The organism is Halomonas citrativorans, assembly GCF_014898005.1.
GTDB classification, from domain to species: Bacteria; Pseudomonadota; Gammaproteobacteria; order Pseudomonadales; family Halomonadaceae; genus Vreelandella; species Vreelandella citrativorans.
Map to the genome: position 1 here is coordinate 1 of NZ_JABUYX010000037.1, position 17068 is coordinate 17068.

At 51.9% G+C, this 17068-nt stretch carries 12 protein-coding genes and 1 pseudogene; 5 read left to right on the forward strand and 8 right to left on the reverse strand.

All coding sequences use genetic code 11. The features are described from left to right. Positions 1-73: 73 nt before the first annotated feature. Positions 74-1174 (reverse strand): ABC transporter ATP-binding protein, encoded by a 1101-nt coding sequence (locus tag INT20_RS17155; protein WP_193057389.1) that lies wholly within the window; start codon positions 1172-1174, stop codon positions 74-76. A 235-nt stretch (positions 1175-1409) separates the two neighbouring features. Between INT20_RS17155 and INT20_RS17160 the strand changes: the two genes are divergently transcribed. After that, entirely contained in the window at positions 1410-2435 is a 1026-nt protein-coding gene (locus INT20_RS17160) for a Fe(3+) ABC transporter substrate-binding protein (protein ID WP_193057390.1), read from the forward strand. A 68-nt stretch (positions 2436-2503) separates the two neighbouring features. Here the strand turns inward: INT20_RS17160 and polA are convergent, their stop codons facing one another. Continuing rightward, positions 2504-5278, reverse strand: coding sequence for a DNA polymerase I (polA, locus tag INT20_RS17165; RefSeq protein ID WP_193057391.1), 2775 nt, complete (start codon positions 5276-5278; stop codon positions 2504-2506). 163 nt (positions 5279-5441) lie between these two features. On the opposite strand from polA, the gene INT20_RS17170 reads away from it, so the two are divergent. After that, positions 5442-6401, forward strand: a complete 960-nt coding sequence (locus INT20_RS17170; RefSeq protein ID WP_172117347.1) for a homoserine kinase — start codon at positions 5442-5444, stop codon at positions 6399-6401. Continuing rightward, positions 6398-8311, forward strand: a complete 1914-nt coding sequence (gene speA, locus INT20_RS17175; protein WP_193057392.1) for a biosynthetic arginine decarboxylase — start codon at positions 6398-6400, stop codon at positions 8309-8311. Before INT20_RS17170 ends, speA begins: the two co-directional genes overlap by 4 nt. A gap of 94 nt (positions 8312-8405) precedes the next feature. Here the strand turns inward: speA and INT20_RS17180 are convergent, their stop codons facing one another. The 3 genes from INT20_RS17180 to INT20_RS17190 all read right to left on the reverse strand — a co-directional run bounded on the left by INT20_RS17180 (position 8406) and on the right by INT20_RS17190 (position 11625). Next, positions 8406-9071, reverse strand: coding sequence for a fumarylacetoacetate hydrolase family protein (locus tag INT20_RS17180; protein WP_172117345.1), 666 nt, complete (start codon positions 9069-9071; stop codon positions 8406-8408). Positions 9072-9187: 116 nt separating this feature from the next. Further along, on the reverse strand, positions 9188-10171 hold the full coding sequence (gene thpD, locus INT20_RS17185; RefSeq protein WP_193057393.1) for an ectoine hydroxylase: 984 nt from the start codon (positions 10169-10171) through the stop codon (positions 9188-9190). 644 nt (positions 10172-10815) lie between these two features. Next, on the reverse strand, positions 10816-11625 hold the full coding sequence (locus tag INT20_RS17190) for a Crp/Fnr family transcriptional regulator (protein WP_193057394.1): 810 nt from the start codon (positions 11623-11625) through the stop codon (positions 10816-10818). A gap of 460 nt (positions 11626-12085) precedes the next feature. On the opposite strand from INT20_RS17190, the gene INT20_RS17195 reads away from it, so the two are divergent. Then, complete coding sequence (locus INT20_RS17195) at positions 12086-13381, forward strand: ATP-grasp domain-containing protein (RefSeq protein ID WP_226912234.1); 1296 nt, start codon at positions 12086-12088, stop codon at positions 13379-13381. Positions 13382-13392: 11 nt separating this feature from the next. After that, positions 13393-15435 (forward strand): CocE/NonD family hydrolase, encoded by a 2043-nt coding sequence (locus INT20_RS17200; RefSeq protein ID WP_193057395.1) that lies wholly within the window; start codon positions 13393-13395, stop codon positions 15433-15435. Between the two features lie 133 nt (positions 15436-15568). On the opposite strand, the gene INT20_RS17205 is transcribed toward INT20_RS17200, so the two are convergent. The 3 genes and pseudogenes from INT20_RS17205 to INT20_RS17215 all read right to left on the reverse strand — a co-directional run. Next, positions 15569-16072, reverse strand: coding sequence for a ferritin-like domain-containing protein (locus tag INT20_RS17205; protein ID WP_193057396.1), 504 nt, complete (start codon positions 16070-16072; stop codon positions 15569-15571). A 41-nt stretch (positions 16073-16113) separates the two neighbouring features. Then, on the reverse strand, positions 16114-16845 hold the full coding sequence (locus INT20_RS17210) for a manganese catalase family protein (RefSeq protein ID WP_319643867.1): 732 nt from the start codon (positions 16843-16845) through the stop codon (positions 16114-16116). 37 nt (positions 16846-16882) lie between these two features. Then, positions 16883-17068 (reverse strand): annotated as a pseudogene (locus tag INT20_RS17215) (IS256 family transposase); the annotation flags it as partial.

Here is a 17068-nt window from a genome sequence, read left to right on the forward strand (position 1 = left end):
TGGTTTTTGGTGTAAGGCCCTGAAACGTTAACACTTTCAGCCGCTTTCTTTTATACCCTGTGAGAAATCCGGGCTAGGCTTCATCCTGAAAAACAAACACCTGAGAGTGGTCCAGGTCGATATCAATCGGCTGGCCCTCCTGGGGTAGAAAGACGCCGGGCACGCGGGCATGTAGATGCGCCTCCTGGCCATCAGCCCCGTGGGCGTACAAATGAATGAGGCTAGAACGCCCGAGTAGCTTTGCCATGACCACGTGGCTATGGCGGTGGGCGGCTGCGGGCAAGTCGCGTTCCTGAAGCCGCAGCGCCTCAGGGCGAATCATGATCCGCGCCTTACTGCCTTCGGGCAGCCAGCTGGCATCTATTTCACCTACCGGGGTCTGCACACGGCCCTGCTTAACCGTGCCGCTGAGTTCATTTACTTCACCAAAAAAGGTCACCACAAACGGGTCGACCGGCGTGCAGTAAAGCTCACGCGGCGTGCCCGTTTGAATAATTCGGCCATCGCGCATGAGGGCAATTCGGTCAGCCATAAACATGGCTTCTTCCGGGTCGTGGGTCACCAGTAACGTGGCTGACCCCAGTTTTTTCAGCACGTGCAGCGTGTCGTCGCGAATGCGGTCACGCAGGCGTGCATCCAGGCTCGAAAAGGGTTCGTCGAGCAGCATCAACTTGGGTGTTGGCGCAAGCGCCCGGGCCAAGGCGACGCGCTGCTGTTGCCCGCCAGACAGCATATGCGGGTAGGTATCGATGTAATCCGCCATCCCCAACTGAGTCAACAGCTCGACCGCGCGTTCGCGGCGCTGACGTGCGGGCAACTGTTTGAGCCCAAAAGTAACGTTTTCCAGCACGCTTAAGTGAGGGAAAAGCGCCGAGTCCTGAAATGCCAGGCCGACATTACGCTTTTCCGGCGGAAGGTGACGCTGGCCGGGTGACGCGACGGCCTGCCCTTCCAGGCTAACGCTACCTTGCTGAAGGGCTTCCAGCCCCGCGGCAATACGTAATAGCGTGGTTTTACCGCATCCCGATGGCCCCAGCAGGCACACGACTTCTCCAGGGGAAATCTCTAACGAGACACCTTTCACCACCTGGTTTGCCGCATACGTATGGTGAACATCGTGTAGCGAAAGCGCCTGTAGTGTGGCGTTATCGGGTGCTGATACGGTTACTGCCATAATGTCACCATGTTCTCGTTGAACCAGCGTCTCACTTAGCCAGCACTTTTGGCGTGCTGCTCGGCTGGCTGCGTTGAATATCAACACCATTGTATTTTTCATTCGCTTGATATGCACGCAGGGTTGCACAGCCACGAACACCTTGTTCTTTTTCCCTTGACGCGGGTACTGCGAAAGTATTCAATAATAAAACTTAATGCAACTTATTCTCATAATCATTTAGGACGCTAATTATATGAAAACAACACGTCTTTCAGTCGCTATCGCCGCCATTTTTGCGGGCGCTGCTGTATCAAGTACAGCACTTGCTGATGCGGTTAACATTTACTCTGCCCGCCACTACGATTCGGATGAAATCCTCTATAAAGCGTTCACCGACGAGACGGGCATCGAAGTGAACGTTCTGGAAGGCGACTCCGACCAACTGATGGAGCGCATGCAGCGTGAGGGTATTGCCAGCCCCGCCGACGTCATGCTGACGGTTGATGCGGGCCGTTTATGGCGCGCCGAGCAGGATGGCCTGTTCCAAAGCGTGGATTCTGAGGTACTGAGCGAGCGTCTGCCGGAGTCAATGCGTCACCCTGACAATTTATGGTTTGGCTTTAGCCAGCGTGCACGGGTAATTTTCTATAACCGCGATAACTTCGACCCCAGCCAAATCGAAAGCTACGAAGATTTAGCCGATCCTCGGTTTGAAGGCCAGCTGTGCATTCGCTCCTCCAACAACATCTACAACCAGTCATTGTTAGCCTCCATGATTGAGCATCACGGTGAAGAGGGTGCAGAAGAGTGGGCCCAGGGCGTGGTTAACAACCTGGCACGTAACCCGGAAGGTGGTGATACTGACCAGATTCTTGGGGTCGCCAGTGGCGAGTGTGACTTGGCCGTTGCCAACCACTACTACTATGTTCGTATGCTCCATTCCGACAACGAGTCTGACCGTGAAGCAGCGCGCAAGGTGGGAGTAATTTTCCCCAACCAGAACGACCGTGGCACCCACGTTAACGTTGGCGGTGCAGGCCTGGTAGCCAATGCGCAAAACCCGGAAAACGGCATTAAATTCCTGGAGTTCTTATCATCTGATGGCGCCCAGGAAATCTTCGCCGAGCGTAACTATGAGTTCCCGGTCGTCGAAGGAGTCAAGAAAGACCCGGTATTAGAGTCATGGGGTGACTTCAAAAAGGATGAGCTGAATATTAATGTGCTGGGTGAGAATAATCCCGAAGCCATTCGTATTTTTGACCGCGTCGGCTGGCGCTAAGCCCTCCCCACGCATACAAAACGGCCCGCCATTTGGCGGGCCGTTTTCATGTGAGCACTATTTACTTTTTAATGCGCTTCATCCCAATTAACCCCACTTTCGGCTTCAACAATCAGCGGTACTTTAAGCTCGGCGGCGGCTTGCATACGCGTTTGCACTTCACCAATAAACGCTTCCACCTGCTCTTCTTTCACCTCAAACACCAGTTCATCATGTACTTGCATGACCATCAGCGCATCGAACTCGCCCTCTGCAAGCCAAGCGTCCACGTCAATCATGGCCTGTTTGATGATATCCGCGGCGGTGCCCTGCATGGGCGCGTTGATCGCGGTACGCTCGGCGCCCTGACGGCGGTTGCGGTTTTGCGAGTGGATTTCCGGCAGGTACAGGCGGCGCCCCAGCACGGTTTCCACAAACCCATCTTCCGCGGCCTGGGTGCGAATCCGGTCCATATAGCGAGCCACGCCTGGGTAGCGGTCAAAGTAGCGGTCGATATAGGTTTGCGCCTGATTGCGCTCAATATGCAGCTGGCGCGCCAGGCCCCACGCGCTCATACCGTAAATCAGCCCGAAGTTAATCGCTTTAGCACTGCGCCGCTGGTCACTGGACACTTTGTCCAGCGCGGTGCCGAAGACTTCCGCGGCAGTGGCCGTGTGGATATCGCGATTCTCGGCAAACGCTTCCAGCAGGCCCTTGTCTTCTGAAAGGTGCGCCATAATGCGCAGCTCGATCTGCGAGTAGTCAGCGGCAACAATGCGATAGCCAGGCCGAGCAATAAATGCCTGACGAATCTTGCGCCCCTCTTCGGTGCGAATGGGGATGTTCTGCAGGTTCGGGTCCGATGAAGAGAGACGACCGGTGGCGGTGACCGCCTGATGGTAACTGGTGTGTACCCGGTTATTGGCCTTGTTGATCAAGCGCGGCAGCTTATCGGTGTAGGTGGACTTCAACTTGGAAAGCCCGCGATGCTCCATGATGACCTTGGGCAGCGGGTAATCCAGCGCCAGCTCCTCAAGCACCGCTTCGGCCGTTGATGGCGCGCCTTTGGGTGTTTTCTTGAGAACAGGGATCTTCAGCTCATTAAACAGAATTTCGCCTAACTGCTTGGGCGAACCCAGATTAAACTCACGCCCGGCCAGGTCAAACGCTTCAATTTCCAGTTCACGAATGCGCTTATCCAGCTGTTGGCTCTGCGCGTGTAGGCGCTCAGCATCTATCGCCACGCCGTTACGCTCAATGTGGGAAATCACCTTGATCAGCGGCAGCTCCAGGTGATCCAGCACCTGGGCCAGGCGCCCCTCTTTGTCTACCTGCGGGCGCAGCACATCGTACAAGCGCAGGGTAATATCCACATCTTCACAGGCATAAGGTGCTGCCTGCTCTAACGCTATCTGGTTGAAGGTCAGCTGCTTGGCGCCTTTACCAGCGATCTCTTCAAACGAGGTGGTTTTCTCGCCCAGGTACTTAAGCGCCAGCGAATCCATGTCGTGGCGCGTTGCCGTGGAATTCAGTACATAAGAGGCCAGCATGGTATCGGCCAGCGTTCCAGCAACGATAATGTCGTAGTTGGCCAATACGGAAATATCGTACTTGAGGTTCTGGCCAATCTTGATGGTCTTTTGATCTTCGAACAGCGGCTTAAGCGCCGCTAAAACCTTGGCTCTATCCAACTGAGCGGGAGCATCCAAATAGTCGTGGGCCAGCGGAATATAGGCCGCTTCACCGGCGTCGAGCGCCAGGCCAATTCCCACAATTTCGGCTTCCATGTAATTCAGGCTGGTCGTTTCCAGGTCAAAACAGAACCGCTTGGCGCTTTTTAAGCGCTTGAGCCAAGCATCCAGTTCGCTTTGCTCAACGATGACATGGTCCTGGCGCTCTTGAGGGCTGGCTGACTGCGCATCACTGGTTTCCTCAGCATCGTCAGATACCGGTTCGCCGCCTTTTACGTCATCCACGCCTTCATCTTTTCCCTCCAGCAGTTCAGCCAGCCACTGCCTGAATTCAAGCTCTTTATAAAGCGCAACCAGCTGTTCGCGATCCGGGTGCGCAATATCTAAATTATCCAGCCCAACCGGCAGATCGCAGTCGACTTTGATGGTGGCGAGCTGATAGGAGAGATAGGCCTGCTCACGGTGCTCTTCAAGCTTTTTGGATAACGTTTTGGCCCCACGAAACGAGAGCGTTTTAACCCGCTCTAAATCCCCGTAAATGGTGTCCAGCCCGCCGCCCATTCCCTGCAGCAGCCCCAAGGCGGTTTTCTCGCCCACGCCCGGCACGCCCGGGATGTTATCGACCTTGTCGCCCATCAAGGCGAGGTAGTCGATAATCAGAGCAGGCGGCAAACCAAACTTGCCTTCCACACCAGCCTCATCCAGGGTTTCATCTTTCATGGTATTAACCAGCGTGATATGCGCATTCACCAGTTGCGCCATATCTTTATCGCCGGTGGAGATCACTGCATCCCGACCCGCCTGCGTGGCACGGTGCGCTAACGTACCTATCACGTCATCCGCCTCCACGCCGTCAATGCATAAAAGCGGCAAGCCAAGCGCCTTTACGCAGGCATGCAGTAGGGCAACCTGGCTGCGTAAATCATCCGGCATCGGTGGGCGATGCGCCTTGTAGTCCTCGTAAAGCTCATCACGGAAGGTTTTGCCCGGCGCATCAAACACCACCGCCATCGGGCTTTGCGGATAATCCTTTATGAGCCGTTTGAGCATGTTCAGCACGCCCTTAACGGCTCCCGTCGGTTGGCCATTAGAGGTTGTTAACGGCGGCAGCGCGTGGAAGGCACGATACAAGTACGAGGAACCATCGACGAGCACGATCGGGGCACGGGCCATAACCAATATCCATTGCAAAAAAAGTATAGGGTCATGATACGCGCTAAGCGCCAGCGGCTGAAATAAACTGGCGGATACAAATACGCTTAAGCGCTTAACAACGCTGCCAACTCAGCCAGCAAGCCGCTACAATAATCAGCTTAGCAACCTGGGCGAGACTTTCATGGCTGTATTCACCCCGCTTAGCGACGCACAGGTCGCTACGTTTTTAGACAACTTTGATGTTGGTGGCTTTGTATCTCTGCAAGGAGTCGCGGGCGGCACCGAAAATTCAACGTTTTTTGTTACCACGCAGCGCCGAGAACTGGTGCTCACCCTGTTTGAACAAGGTGAACATGAAGAGCTGCCGTTCTTCGTCGACCTGCTGGACTACCTGGATGAACACCGTTTGCCAGTGCCAGGCCCGGTTCATGACCGCGATGGCATTGCACTGCACAGCCTGGCGGATAAACCGGCCCTGCTATTTCCGCGTATGCCGGGCCGTCATCCCGTCGCCCCTAACCTGGCGCAGTGCCGGGCGCTTGGGGACACGCTGGGGCGTTTGCATGTGATCTCACAGCACTTCTCCGGCCATCGCCCGAACCCCCGCGACTTGCACTGGCTACAGGCCATGCACCATAAAGTATTGGCGTACTTAAGCCCTGATGATCAGGCATTAATGAAAAACGAAGTCGAGGATTTTGAAAGCGCCTTCAGTCAGTACGCCAAGCTGCCCCAAGGGGCTATCCATGGTGACCTGTTTCGCGACAACACGCTGTTCGATGGCGATCAGCTTGGCGGCATCATTGATTTTTATAATGGCTGTACTGGTGACCTACTGTTTGATCTCGCCATCGTGATTAACGACTGGGCATCAAATGAAGACGGCACGCTCAATGCAGAGCGCTATAATGCCTTGCTGGGGGCTTACCTGGCACGCCGACCACTCACCCACGAGGAGCGTGACGTATGGCCGATAATGCTGCGCATGACGGCGCTACGCTATTGGTTATCGCGCCTGTTGGTCGTCTACGTTGACCCACCGGCTCACGATTTAACACCTCACGACCCCGAGCGTTTTCATACCATCTTAAACGCACGCATTGCGTATGGCGCCTTACCTCTTCCTGAGGCTGACTTATGAGTGCAACGCAAAGTGGGTCAGCGCTAAGTGCTCGCCGCACATGGAATATCGACCAATGGGGCAGCGGCTACTTTGATGTAGACGACCACGGCCAAGCGCTGGTGCGCCCCTTGGGCAGCGACGCCGAAGGCCCTACCCTGCCCCTGCGTGAGCTGGTTATTCAGTTGCAGGAGGCGGGCCTACGCTTGCCTGTTCTGGTGCGCTTTAGCGATATTCTGCACGATCGGGTTGAACAGCTGTGCGGCGCCTTTGATGCCGCCATGAGTGATATTGACTACCAGGGCGGCTACACCGCCGTTTACCCCATTAAGGTCAACCAACAGCGCCGCGTGGTCGAAGAAATTCTGGCGACTTCCGAGCGCGGTAATGGCCGAGTGGGCCTGGAAGCGGGCAGCAAGCCCGAGCTTCTTGCCGTGCTTGCTCTCTCGGGCGATGGGTCATCGCTGATCGTGTGTAACGGTTACAAGGACCGTGAGTACGTGCGCCTTGCCCTGCTGGGCGAGAAGCTTGGCCACCGTGTTTACCTGGTCGTGGAAAAGCTCTCCGAGCTTGCGATGATCATGGAAGAGGCCCGGGAGCTGGATGTTACACCGCGTATTGGCCTGCGTGCGCGCCTGGCCTCAGTGGGGAAAGGCAAGTGGCAAAATACCGGCGGTGAAAAATCCAAGTTCGGCCTAACTGCCAGCCAAATTCTGGAAGTGGTGGAAACGCTGCGCGCCCAGGACGCCTTGGCAAGCCTGCAACTGGTGCATTTCCACTTGGGCTCGCAGATCGCCAATATTCGCGACATTCAGCGTGGCCTGCGTGAGTGCGCCCGTTTTTATGAAAACCTCATCACTCTGGGTGCGCCCATTGATACGGTCGATGTGGGCGGCGGCTTGGGCATTGACTATGAAGGCACTCGCTCGCGCAGTTACTGCTCAGCCAACTACTCGATGCGCGAATATGCCCGTAACGTGGTGAGCGCCTTTGCTCAGCTGTGCGAAGAGTCCCATTTACCTCAGCCCCATTTAATCAGCGAATCGGGCCGAGCGTTGACGGCCCATCATGCGGTGCTTATTACCAACGTGATTGGCGAAGAGCGCATTGATGATACGCCGCCCGAGAAGGCGCCTCAGGACGATATACAGGTTGATGCCCTGTGGCGCGTATTCGACCAGCTTGCCACGCCTCAGGAGCCGCGCATGCTGGTCGAGGCCTGGCATGACCTCCTGCAAGCGGTAAGCGAGTTACAGGACAGGTTTGTGCTGGGCCTGAGCGATATCAATGCCCGTGCCGAAGGCGAGCGCCTGTATTTGGCCGCCTGTGCGCGTTTGCGCAGTCAATTGGATACTCGTAATCGGGCACACCGCGAAATTATGGATGAGCTGGCCGAGAAGCTGGCTGACAAGCTGTTTGTTAACTTTTCGCTGTTCCAGTCGGTGCCTGATGTGTGGGGCATTGAGCAGATCTTCCCGGTACTGCCATTAAGCGGGTTGAATCAAACCCCAACACGCCGTGCTGTCATTCAAGATATTACCTGCGATTCAGACGGACGTATCGACAGCTACGTTGATGGACAAGGTGTAGAAAGCACTCTGCCCCTTCCCGAATGGCCCTCGAAAGACGAGCGCTGGCTAGGCTTTTTCCTGGTGGGGGCGTATCAAGAAATTCTGGGTGACTTGCATAACCTGTTCGGCGATACCGACTCGGTTGACGCCGCATTAAACGAGCACGGCGAGTGGGTGCTTTCCAACCCGCTGGCGGGTGATACCGTTGCCGATGTACTGGCCTACGTCAACTTTGACGCCAAGGAACTTATGCAAAAGCTGACTGAGCAGATCGTCAATAGCGATTTCTCAGAGCAAGAGCAGGAAAGCTTTGCGGCAAGCCTGCACGAAGGGCTGGAAGGCTATACGTATTTAGAGTAACGCTATCGCCTTACTTTTTTGCCTTACTTTTCAGCACCAATAGAAAGCGTCCCCCCTGGACGACCAAGGGGCGCTTTCACTATGCAACGCTGGCTTATTCAGTAACAGTGGTTGTCACTTCCAGACCGCCGGTCAGCGTTAAGCGCAGTGATGTGCCTCGAGTTAACTCACCGACACCGGCGGGGGTGCCAGTTAAAATGACATCGCCCGGCTCAAGCGTGAAATGACGGCTCATTTCCGCGACCAGCGAGGGAATCGCAAAGATCATATCCGAACCTTCCCCATGCTGGCGCGCTTCACCATCAACCTCCAGCGTAAAGGCCAGCGCATTCCAGTTGGGTACTCGGCTTAGTGGCAGGAACCTGGATAGCGGGCAAGACCCATCAAAACCCTTGGCGATCTCCCACGGGTGGCCCTTCTCTTTCAGCTTCGTTTGTACATCGCGTAGCGTTAAATCAAGCGCTAAACCAATACCCACAATCGCACGTTCCGCTTCATCCGGCGTCGCGTGGGTGAGGGTTTCCCCAACTAACAGGGCCAGTTCGGTTTCGTAGTGTACATCGCCTTGAGAAAAAGGCGGGCTCAGCGGCTGCTCTATATCCACGACACTCGTCGCAGGCTTAATAAATAACAGCGGCTCGCTGGGAACGGGATTATCCAGCTCTTTCGCGTGATCAGCATAGTTGCGGCCAACACATACGACTTTGCCCAATGCATGGGGAAATGCCTGACCGTCAGTAAATTGTGGAACAAGACGCATGGCGGGTACTCTCCTTCTCATTATACGTGCCGCGTTCTTAACAACAGACGCAACAGTTTACCCTACCTATGTGCATGTTCCACAACCTAATACGAGGTTATCGTTCATCCTCCCAATCACTTATCGACTCGCCACTCTTGGCCTGGGTCATGGGCCAGAAAGTCCGGACGCTGCTGCGGGGCCGCATATGGCTCGCGGCAGCGATTATCGGGGCGGTTAAAGACGAAGAACACGTTACTGCGCGGGTCCGGCGACAAGTTAGCGTTTGAGGCATGCAGTGTATTGCAATCAAACAGCAATAGCCCACCGGCCTTACCTTTCGGCGCTTCAATACCGTGCTCGGCAACCAGTTCAGTGAGAGCCTCTGGGCTTGGCACGCCCACTTCCTGCGCTTTCAACGAACGCTTATGGTTATCCATTGGCGTCTCCCCCATGCAGGGCACAAACTTCTTGTGCGAGCCAGGAATCAGCATCAGCGGGCCATTAAATTCGTGATTATCGGTCAGGATCAAGGACGCACTCACTGCATGCATGCCGGGCATACCATCCTCAGCGTGCCAGGTCTCAAAATCCGAGTGCCAGTTAAAGCCCTTTCCGGCGAACCCCGGCTTGTAGTTAATGCGTGACTGATGCACATAAGGATCATCACCAATCACCTGCCGAGCGGCACCTGCCACGCGCTCATCTCTGGCCAGTGCGCCCAAGCGTTCTGAAAGGTGGTGTACCGCAAACAGTGAACGAATTTCGTTACTTTCAGGCTCAGTAATACTGAAGTCTTTATCGCGGTAAGCATCCGTGCTCATAAGTGCCTGCATCTCAGCACGCAGCTCATCAAGCTCACTACCGCTAATCAGATTCGGGATAAACAAAAAGCCTTTACGTTCAAATTCATCCAGTTGAGGTTCGCTTAAAGGTCCTGACAGGTGGCGCCCTTTCACAACGGCGTCCTGACGCGCCTGCCAAAGTGCTTGAGGAGGCTGTGCCAAGCGCGATGGATAGGGGTCATAAAATTTCGCATGTTGCGAAGAGGGCGAATCCGCTAACTCGCTGTAATGCTTATGGGCGGTCACATTATGAAAAGATAGATTGCTGACTGTCATCTAATCCACTCCTTGTATGATTAAATTTCAGATCAATGTCATTGCCATAACAAGGTAGCTAACTTATACGTCTCTGCAAGGCATAACACAGCCTTTATAACGTGGATTAAACCAACATCGCTTAAGCGACTTTTAACGTTTCAACCTTCTTAATGGGTTAAGATTTCATCAAACTCGTCAATTACTTACAACACCCAGCCAAAGTTGACTAAAAACGCCACCCCTAAAGATAACAACCGTTGAGTTTTCACGAATTATAAAAAAGATCGCTTATTGCTCTATTAAAAGCCGTCTTTCGCTATTAAATGTCTGACCAGCTTTCATACTTGGACTGTGGCGATGGAAAACATCCTTACCACCACATTGACGCTTTAAGGAATTATTAGCACTGACTTTAAAACACTTTACCAACTCAAATCAGCCATGCGGTTTCATGCTATCCAAGCCATGCCAACAGCCCTCTCCAGTGGAGAGGGCTTTAGAAAGTGGCAATTTCATTCTCAACGACCAACATTCAAACCAAAAAACAACTACGCCAACAGTTCAACAAAACCAACCAAAAGAGAATACGATTCACTGATCATTTATCGTAAATCTTTCATTAAAAACCCGTAACATATAGCTACTCAAATACGGATATAGCGTTACTCTATAAGAACATGACCATAAATAAACTCACTATCAAAACCTGTTGCTGCCGCCATTTCCTCCGGCTTAAGGAGCTTAATACTACTCCTCGTTTTACGTATAAACTTCTTTTGCTCCAGCGCGGTCATGCAGCGGCTAACATGGACACTAGTAATGCCTAATAGCTCGCCTACCACATCTTGGGTAATAGGAAATGCGTAAATATTGGTCTTCAACAACCCTTTAAAGCAGAATCGCGTATAAATTTCTAATAAAAAATGGGCAACACGCTCTTCAGAACGGTGGTGCGTACAGCTTCTTAATCGTTCAATCGTAATATTGTCATTGACCATGATATAGGACATTACCGCTTTTCTAACGTCCATATCGGTTTTAAAAAGTTTATGTATATCTTCGACCGATATTTTTTCAAACTTACAGTTAGTAAGCGCTAGTATAGTAATATCGTGGTTGTCAAAAAAGCTTTCTCGAACACCGATGATATCGCCAGGCATAAATACATTACATATATCCTGGCCTCGCTTATCGGTGGTATGACAAAGGCTCGCCCATCCTTCTTTTACTAGAAACATATCGGCCCGACCATCACATAATGAGAGCATCTTTTGATTTCTCTTTAATTCGACCGGTTTTTTGCGCGTTGACCGCAAGCTTTCTAAAGAGTCGCTGCCCAAATCTCCATACAACCCCAGAACATTCTCTAGTGTTATATCAAAATTCAAGGCGTCGAAATCATCAGTGCCACCATTAAAGCCAAAGCTTTTTTTGTCCATAATATCGTAATTTCCTGCCATTACCTTATCCATTTCTACACTCCTTTGTAGTTAGACGTAAGCTATACATGATAGCCAAAAGGTAAAAAGCTTATATAACAAAAAGAGATAAGAGGCAAAAAAAATATAGTCAACGAAAAAAAGATAAACAAGGATTATTTATTTGCCCCACTTGGATAAAGGATATTACTAAACTATCAAGCGATAAAAATTAACAATTGTTAACTTTTTAATATTAATTCATACCATCAATCATCGACTTACGCTTTTCAGGTAACGCAGGTTTGAAAAAAAGCGTTACGTTTACAAACAAACTGAAACTTACCGGGTCATAAACAAAGATCAGCTAACCGCAAGGTAGCTAATAAGCAAGTTAACTAATAAAGACAGGGATTGATCTTTAATAAATTACATATATCAAGGATAAACGCTGCCAGCTGTCTTACGCTAATTATGCAGCATTAGGAGAACGACCTTATTCACGGAGAGAATAATGATGAAACGTAATATTTTTGTAATTGCTTTAGAAGATAAGCAGCGTCATGCAATGGAGACCTTGCGTGAGGCAAAAGCATTAAATATTCATGAACTGCTGAGTGTGGATACCGCGGTTGAGGCTGAAGAGCTATCGTTTAATCAGCTTTTTGAAGAGATCAAGGCGAAACTAGACAGCTTCTCAGGGTCAATAGATGGCATTATCGCGCAGTGGGATTTCCCCACCAGCGTACTCGTTCCTCTCCTCTGCCAGCATTATGACCTTCCTTCTCCTTCTATCAAGAGCGTTTTAACGTGTGAACATAAGCTCTGGAGCCGCCTGGAGCAGCAAAAGGTGATTCCTGATGTGGTGCCTGCCTTCTGTGGTGTCGATCCTTTCAAAGATAATCCGATTGACCAGGTAACCCTCGACTTTCCCTTTTGGATAAAACCGGTAAAGGCCTTCTCTTCTCACTTGGGGTTTAGGGTGGAGAATCAGGCGCAGTTTGACCATGCGATTGAAGAAATACGCATGGGTATTCGTCAATTGGGCGACCCTTTTAACGAAGCGCTTGCGTATGCTGACCTGCCCGAGGAAATTCAAGCACTGGATGGTAACTCCTGCATTGTTGAAGAGATCGTCAAGGGTGTACAAGCCGCCCCTGAAGGTACGGTTTTTAAGGGCGAGTTCAATGTGCACGGTATTATCTCCCAGCCTAAATCGGATGGGTCACAAACACTTTTTGACCGCTTGGAGTATCCAAGCAACCTGCCTGAACATGTTCACCACAAAATGGTAGAAACGGCCAAAATGTTTCTTACCCATATTGGCTACGATAATGGCTGTTTTAACGCTGAATTTATGTGGGACGAGGCGACTGACAATCTTTGGCTGATTGAAGTTAATACACGTATTTCTCAGTCACATAGCGAGATATTTGTCCTGGTTGACGGCATGTCCAACCATGAAGTAGCTATCGATATTGCCTTGGGACAACGTCCTTCACTATTAAACCGCCAAGGCGTGGCGCCTGTGGCGGCAAAATGCTTTATTCCCTACGCCCATGAGGATGGCATCGTGACGCGGGTGCCTAGTCAGGAAAATATACAGGCGCTTCAACAACGCTTACCGCACACCGATGTCTGCCTTGATGTTGCTCCAGGCCAACGCCTTGGCGATTTACTGCATCAGGACAGCTTTTGTTATCGACTAGGCACGCTTTACATCACCGGCAATAACCACGAGGAGATCGAAGAAAACTATAAATTTTGTTTGGATTTTTTAGATTTTGAGATCGAAAAAGTGGATCTTTAAAAGGAGGTAGCATGGAAGTTATCAATGACTTTCCTTATAACGTCCGCGAGATAGAAAACGTCTTTATTCCTATGCGTGATGGCAAGCAGTTGGCCGCGCGTATCTGGCTCCCCGAGGCAAGCCTAGCGTCGCCTCTTCCCGCGATTATCGAGTACATCCCTTACCGCAAGCGCGATATTACGCGAGGCCGCGATGCCTCCAATCACCCTTACCTTGCTGGTCATGGCTATGTGTGTGTTCGTGTGGATATGCGCGGTAGCGGTGACTCTGATGGCGTATTAACGGATGAGTACACCCAGCAAGAGCAGCTTGATGCGGTGGATGCGATCGAGTGGATTGCCCGCCAGGCCTGGTGCGACGGCAATGTCGGCATGATGGGTATTTCCTGGGGCGGCTTTAATAGCCTGCAAGTCGCTGCTAAACAGCCGCCTGCTCTTAAAGCCATTATTAGCCTCTGTTCAAGCGACGACCTGTATGCCGACAATATGCACTACATGGGTGGCTGCCTGCTGGGAGACAATTTGTCGGAAGCAACCGTAATGCTGGCGTTTAATGCCCTGCCCCCGGATCCTTTGATAGTGGGCGACCGCTGGCGGGACATGTGGCATGAACGCATGGAAGACAGCGGCCTTTGGATAGATAAGTGGCTTCGCCATCAGCGCAGGGATGCGTACTGGACCACCAGCTCAGTGTGTGAAAATTATGATGCTATTCGGTGTCCGGTTTATGCGATTGGCGGGTGGGCCGATGGTTTTACCAATACCGTCTTCAGATTAATGGAGCATCTTGATGTTCCACGTAAGGGTTTAATTGGCCCCTGGGGTCATAAGTACCCTCACCAGGGGATACCCGGGCCCGCCATTGGTTTTTTACAAGAAGCACTGCGCTGGTGGGATTATTGGTTGAAAGGTGATGAAAACGGCATTATGGATGAACCCATGTTGCGCGCCTGGGAGCAGGATAGCGTACCACCTGACAACGCTTATGAAGACAGACCCGGCCGCTGGTTAACAGAGTCCGAGTGGCCATCGAGTAATTTGCAAGAGCAGTGTTTTGTCTTGTCGCCTTACCGACTTACTCCCCAAACCTGCTCAGTTGGTATGTCTGAACCTAACGTTGAGCCTGTCACGATGGGGCTACAGTCGCCGTTAAGCGTTGGCTTGTCAGCCGGCAAATGGTGCTCCTACGCCGCAACACCTGACTTACCCGGCGACCAGCGCGAAGAAGACGGCGGCTCGCTTATTTTTAGTACAGATGCATTAACCGAGTCGTTAAATATCTTTGGCACGCCTTCTTTAGAGTTGGAAGTTTCCAGCAATCAGCCGCAGGCCATGTTGGCCGTCAGGCTTTCTGATGTCGCGCCGGATGGGAAAGCGACTCGCGTCACCTATGGCCTGTTAAACCTTACCCACCGTGATAGCAATGCAGAGCCAACGCCGCTTGAACCGCATCGCACCTACCGGGTGACGATAGAGATGAACGGTATTGCCCAAAAATTCCCCGCAGGACACCAATTACGGCTTTCTATTTCAACCTCTTACTGGCCCCTTGCCTGGCTCCCTCCCAAACCTGCCCAAGTGGATATGACCTTTAACCAGTGCGTGCTTAAACTACCGGTGCGTACCGCAGACCATCATGGGGATGACTTAACGCATTTTGGAGCGCCCCAGTCGGCACCGCCTCTTGAGATCACTCACTTGGCACCCAGCAAGCATAATTGGTTGTTGCATCAAGATCTGGCAGCCAAGGGTTCAACGCTGGAAGTCATCAATGACCAAGGGTGCTTTCGCATTAACGATATCGGTACCGAGATTCATCGGTGCGCCCGCGAATATTACACCACGGTAGGCAATGATTTTACGTCAGCACGTGGCGAGACGATGACGGAAAGCTCGTTTCAGCGGGATGACTGGCATACAGAAGTGTATACCCGGACCGTGCTGAGCTGCACTGAAACGGACTTTATTATTCATGCCCAGATGGATGCTTATGAAGGGCAGTATCGGGTATTTTCCAAAAACTGGGAGTCTACAATTCCACGCGACCTGCTGTAGAAAAGTTGGCATGGAAAGAAGGCGGGGATTAACAAACCACCTTCCCCAACCGAGCAAAGCCGCCTACATGCATTAGGCGGCTTTTTTTGTGCATTAAAAAGTAGCAGGTTAAACGAATTTCGATAGGTAGCGCTTAACGTTTAGCGCGCTGGCCATCATCATCAGCACGCTGCAAAAATTGTGTGGTCGTAGACTCCAGATGATCCGCCAGCCAATCCGCCATGGCAATCTCTTCCTGAAGGATCTCTTTGCATACTTGAGCGACGCCCGCATGGCCCGCGCTTTCCGCAGCCTGAATCAAAGCTTTATAGTTGGCGATTTCAAAGTGCTCAAAAGCGTAACAGGCGATACTTCCTTTCATGACTTCATCGCCCATCATCATGCCGCCAAGCGCTTGACCAAAGGCGGTTATCTTACCGCCCAGATCCTTGAGGGCTGAGGTATCAATATCCAAACCAGCCATGGCCTGCTCCAAGCGATCCGACTGATGGCGGGTCTCGTTTAAGTGCTGCTCAATACGCGCCTTAAGCTCAGGGTAATCAACTAATCGTTCTGCCTGCTTTTCCAGCATTTCCTCAGCTTGCTTTTCCATAGCATGCGCGTCACGTAACCAGTTTTCCAAATACTGGGTTTCCATCGTGCTGACTCCTTTTAAATAACTGAGTTATGTATAACGACTTATTTTGACGGATCAATCTGCTCTTTCTGAGCGCCCGATTTCTCCTTTGCCATGCCGAGCGTAGGCGCCTGGCCTTCCGGCTCTGGCTGTTGGCGTGCCGTGAATTCGCTACGACCGTCAAATGAGGGGCCTTCCGCCCAGCGGCCTTTCGGCGCTTCTTTATCCAGCAAGGTATTGAGGTAGTAGTACGAATGCTGCATGGCTTCGTGATCTTCAGGGGTAGCGTTCGGTATCGGAAGGTGTGCTCCAAGTCCGCCTAACTCTTCAATGACGGCTAACCACTGCTGCTGGTGGTAGGTATCACGCGCAATCAGAAAAGAGAGGAAGTCTTTCATGCCATGGTCGTCCGTCCAATTATAAAGACGCGATGCCAATACTCGACCACTTGCCTCCGCGGTCACGTTAGCGAGCATATCTGCCGCCACATTACCCGTGGCATAGATGTGGCTCATATCGAATGGTACGCCATTAGCATTGACCGGCATGGCAGAAAGCCCAGATGACAACAGGTGGCGTGGGTTCGCTCCGCCTAGAATGGCATTCATGACGGGATCTTCTGCGGTAGCCTCCTGGTAGGAGACGGGCGCACCTTCCAAGTTAAGCGCAACCGCATGACCAAGCATTTCGACATGCGCAAGCTCTTCTGTAGCCGTCGACATAAGAAGATCGCGAATGCGATCATCGCCCCGCGCTCCCATTGCCTGGAAGAAATATTGCATTGCTACCCGGATTTCCGAGGGTGTTCAAAACTTTGTGTCAGTTTGGTCATTATAGGTCGATATGACCGTCCAGGCGTTTTGGGAAATGTATCGCCATTTGCGACAGCGTCAGGTTCCAATTTTGCACAGGGTGAGTCCAGCGTTCTGAGGCCTTGAGAATACCCGCATACAGCAGTTTCAACAGGCTATTTTCGTTGGCAAACCCACCCTTGGTCTTGGTGAGTTTTCGGAACTG

Bases quoted from the DNA above. Each gene is read 5' to 3' on its own strand.
- INT20_RS17200 (WP_193057395.1), top strand. From the start codon at position 13,393: ATGGAAGTTATCAATGACTTTCCTTATAACGTCCGCGAGATAGAAAAC.
- thpD (WP_193057393.1), bottom strand. From the start codon at position 10,171: ATGACAGTCAGCAATCTATCTTTTCATAATGTGACCGCCCATAAGCAT.
- INT20_RS17160 (WP_193057390.1), top strand. From the start codon at position 1,410: ATGAAAACAACACGTCTTTCAGTCGCTATCGCCGCCATTTTTGCGGGC.
- INT20_RS17180 (WP_172117345.1), bottom strand. From the start codon at position 9,071: ATGCGTCTTGTTCCACAATTTACTGACGGTCAGGCATTTCCCCATGCA.
- INT20_RS17190 (WP_193057394.1), bottom strand. From the start codon at position 11,625: ATGGATAAGGTAATGGCAGGAAATTACGATATTATGGACAAAAAAAGC.
- polA (WP_193057391.1), bottom strand. From the start codon at position 5,278: ATGGCCCGTGCCCCGATCGTGCTCGTCGATGGTTCCTCGTACTTGTAT.
- INT20_RS17205 (WP_193057396.1), bottom strand. From the start codon at position 16,072: ATGGAAACCCAGTATTTGGAAAACTGGTTACGTGACGCGCATGCTATG.
- INT20_RS17155 (WP_193057389.1), bottom strand. From the start codon at position 1,174: ATGGCAGTAACCGTATCAGCACCCGATAACGCCACACTACAGGCGCTT.
- speA (WP_193057392.1), top strand. From the start codon at position 6,398: ATGAGTGCAACGCAAAGTGGGTCAGCGCTAAGTGCTCGCCGCACATGG.
- INT20_RS17195 (WP_226912234.1), top strand. From the start codon at position 12,086: ATGATGAAACGTAATATTTTTGTAATTGCTTTAGAAGATAAGCAGCGT.
- INT20_RS17170 (WP_172117347.1), top strand. From the start codon at position 5,442: ATGGCTGTATTCACCCCGCTTAGCGACGCACAGGTCGCTACGTTTTTA.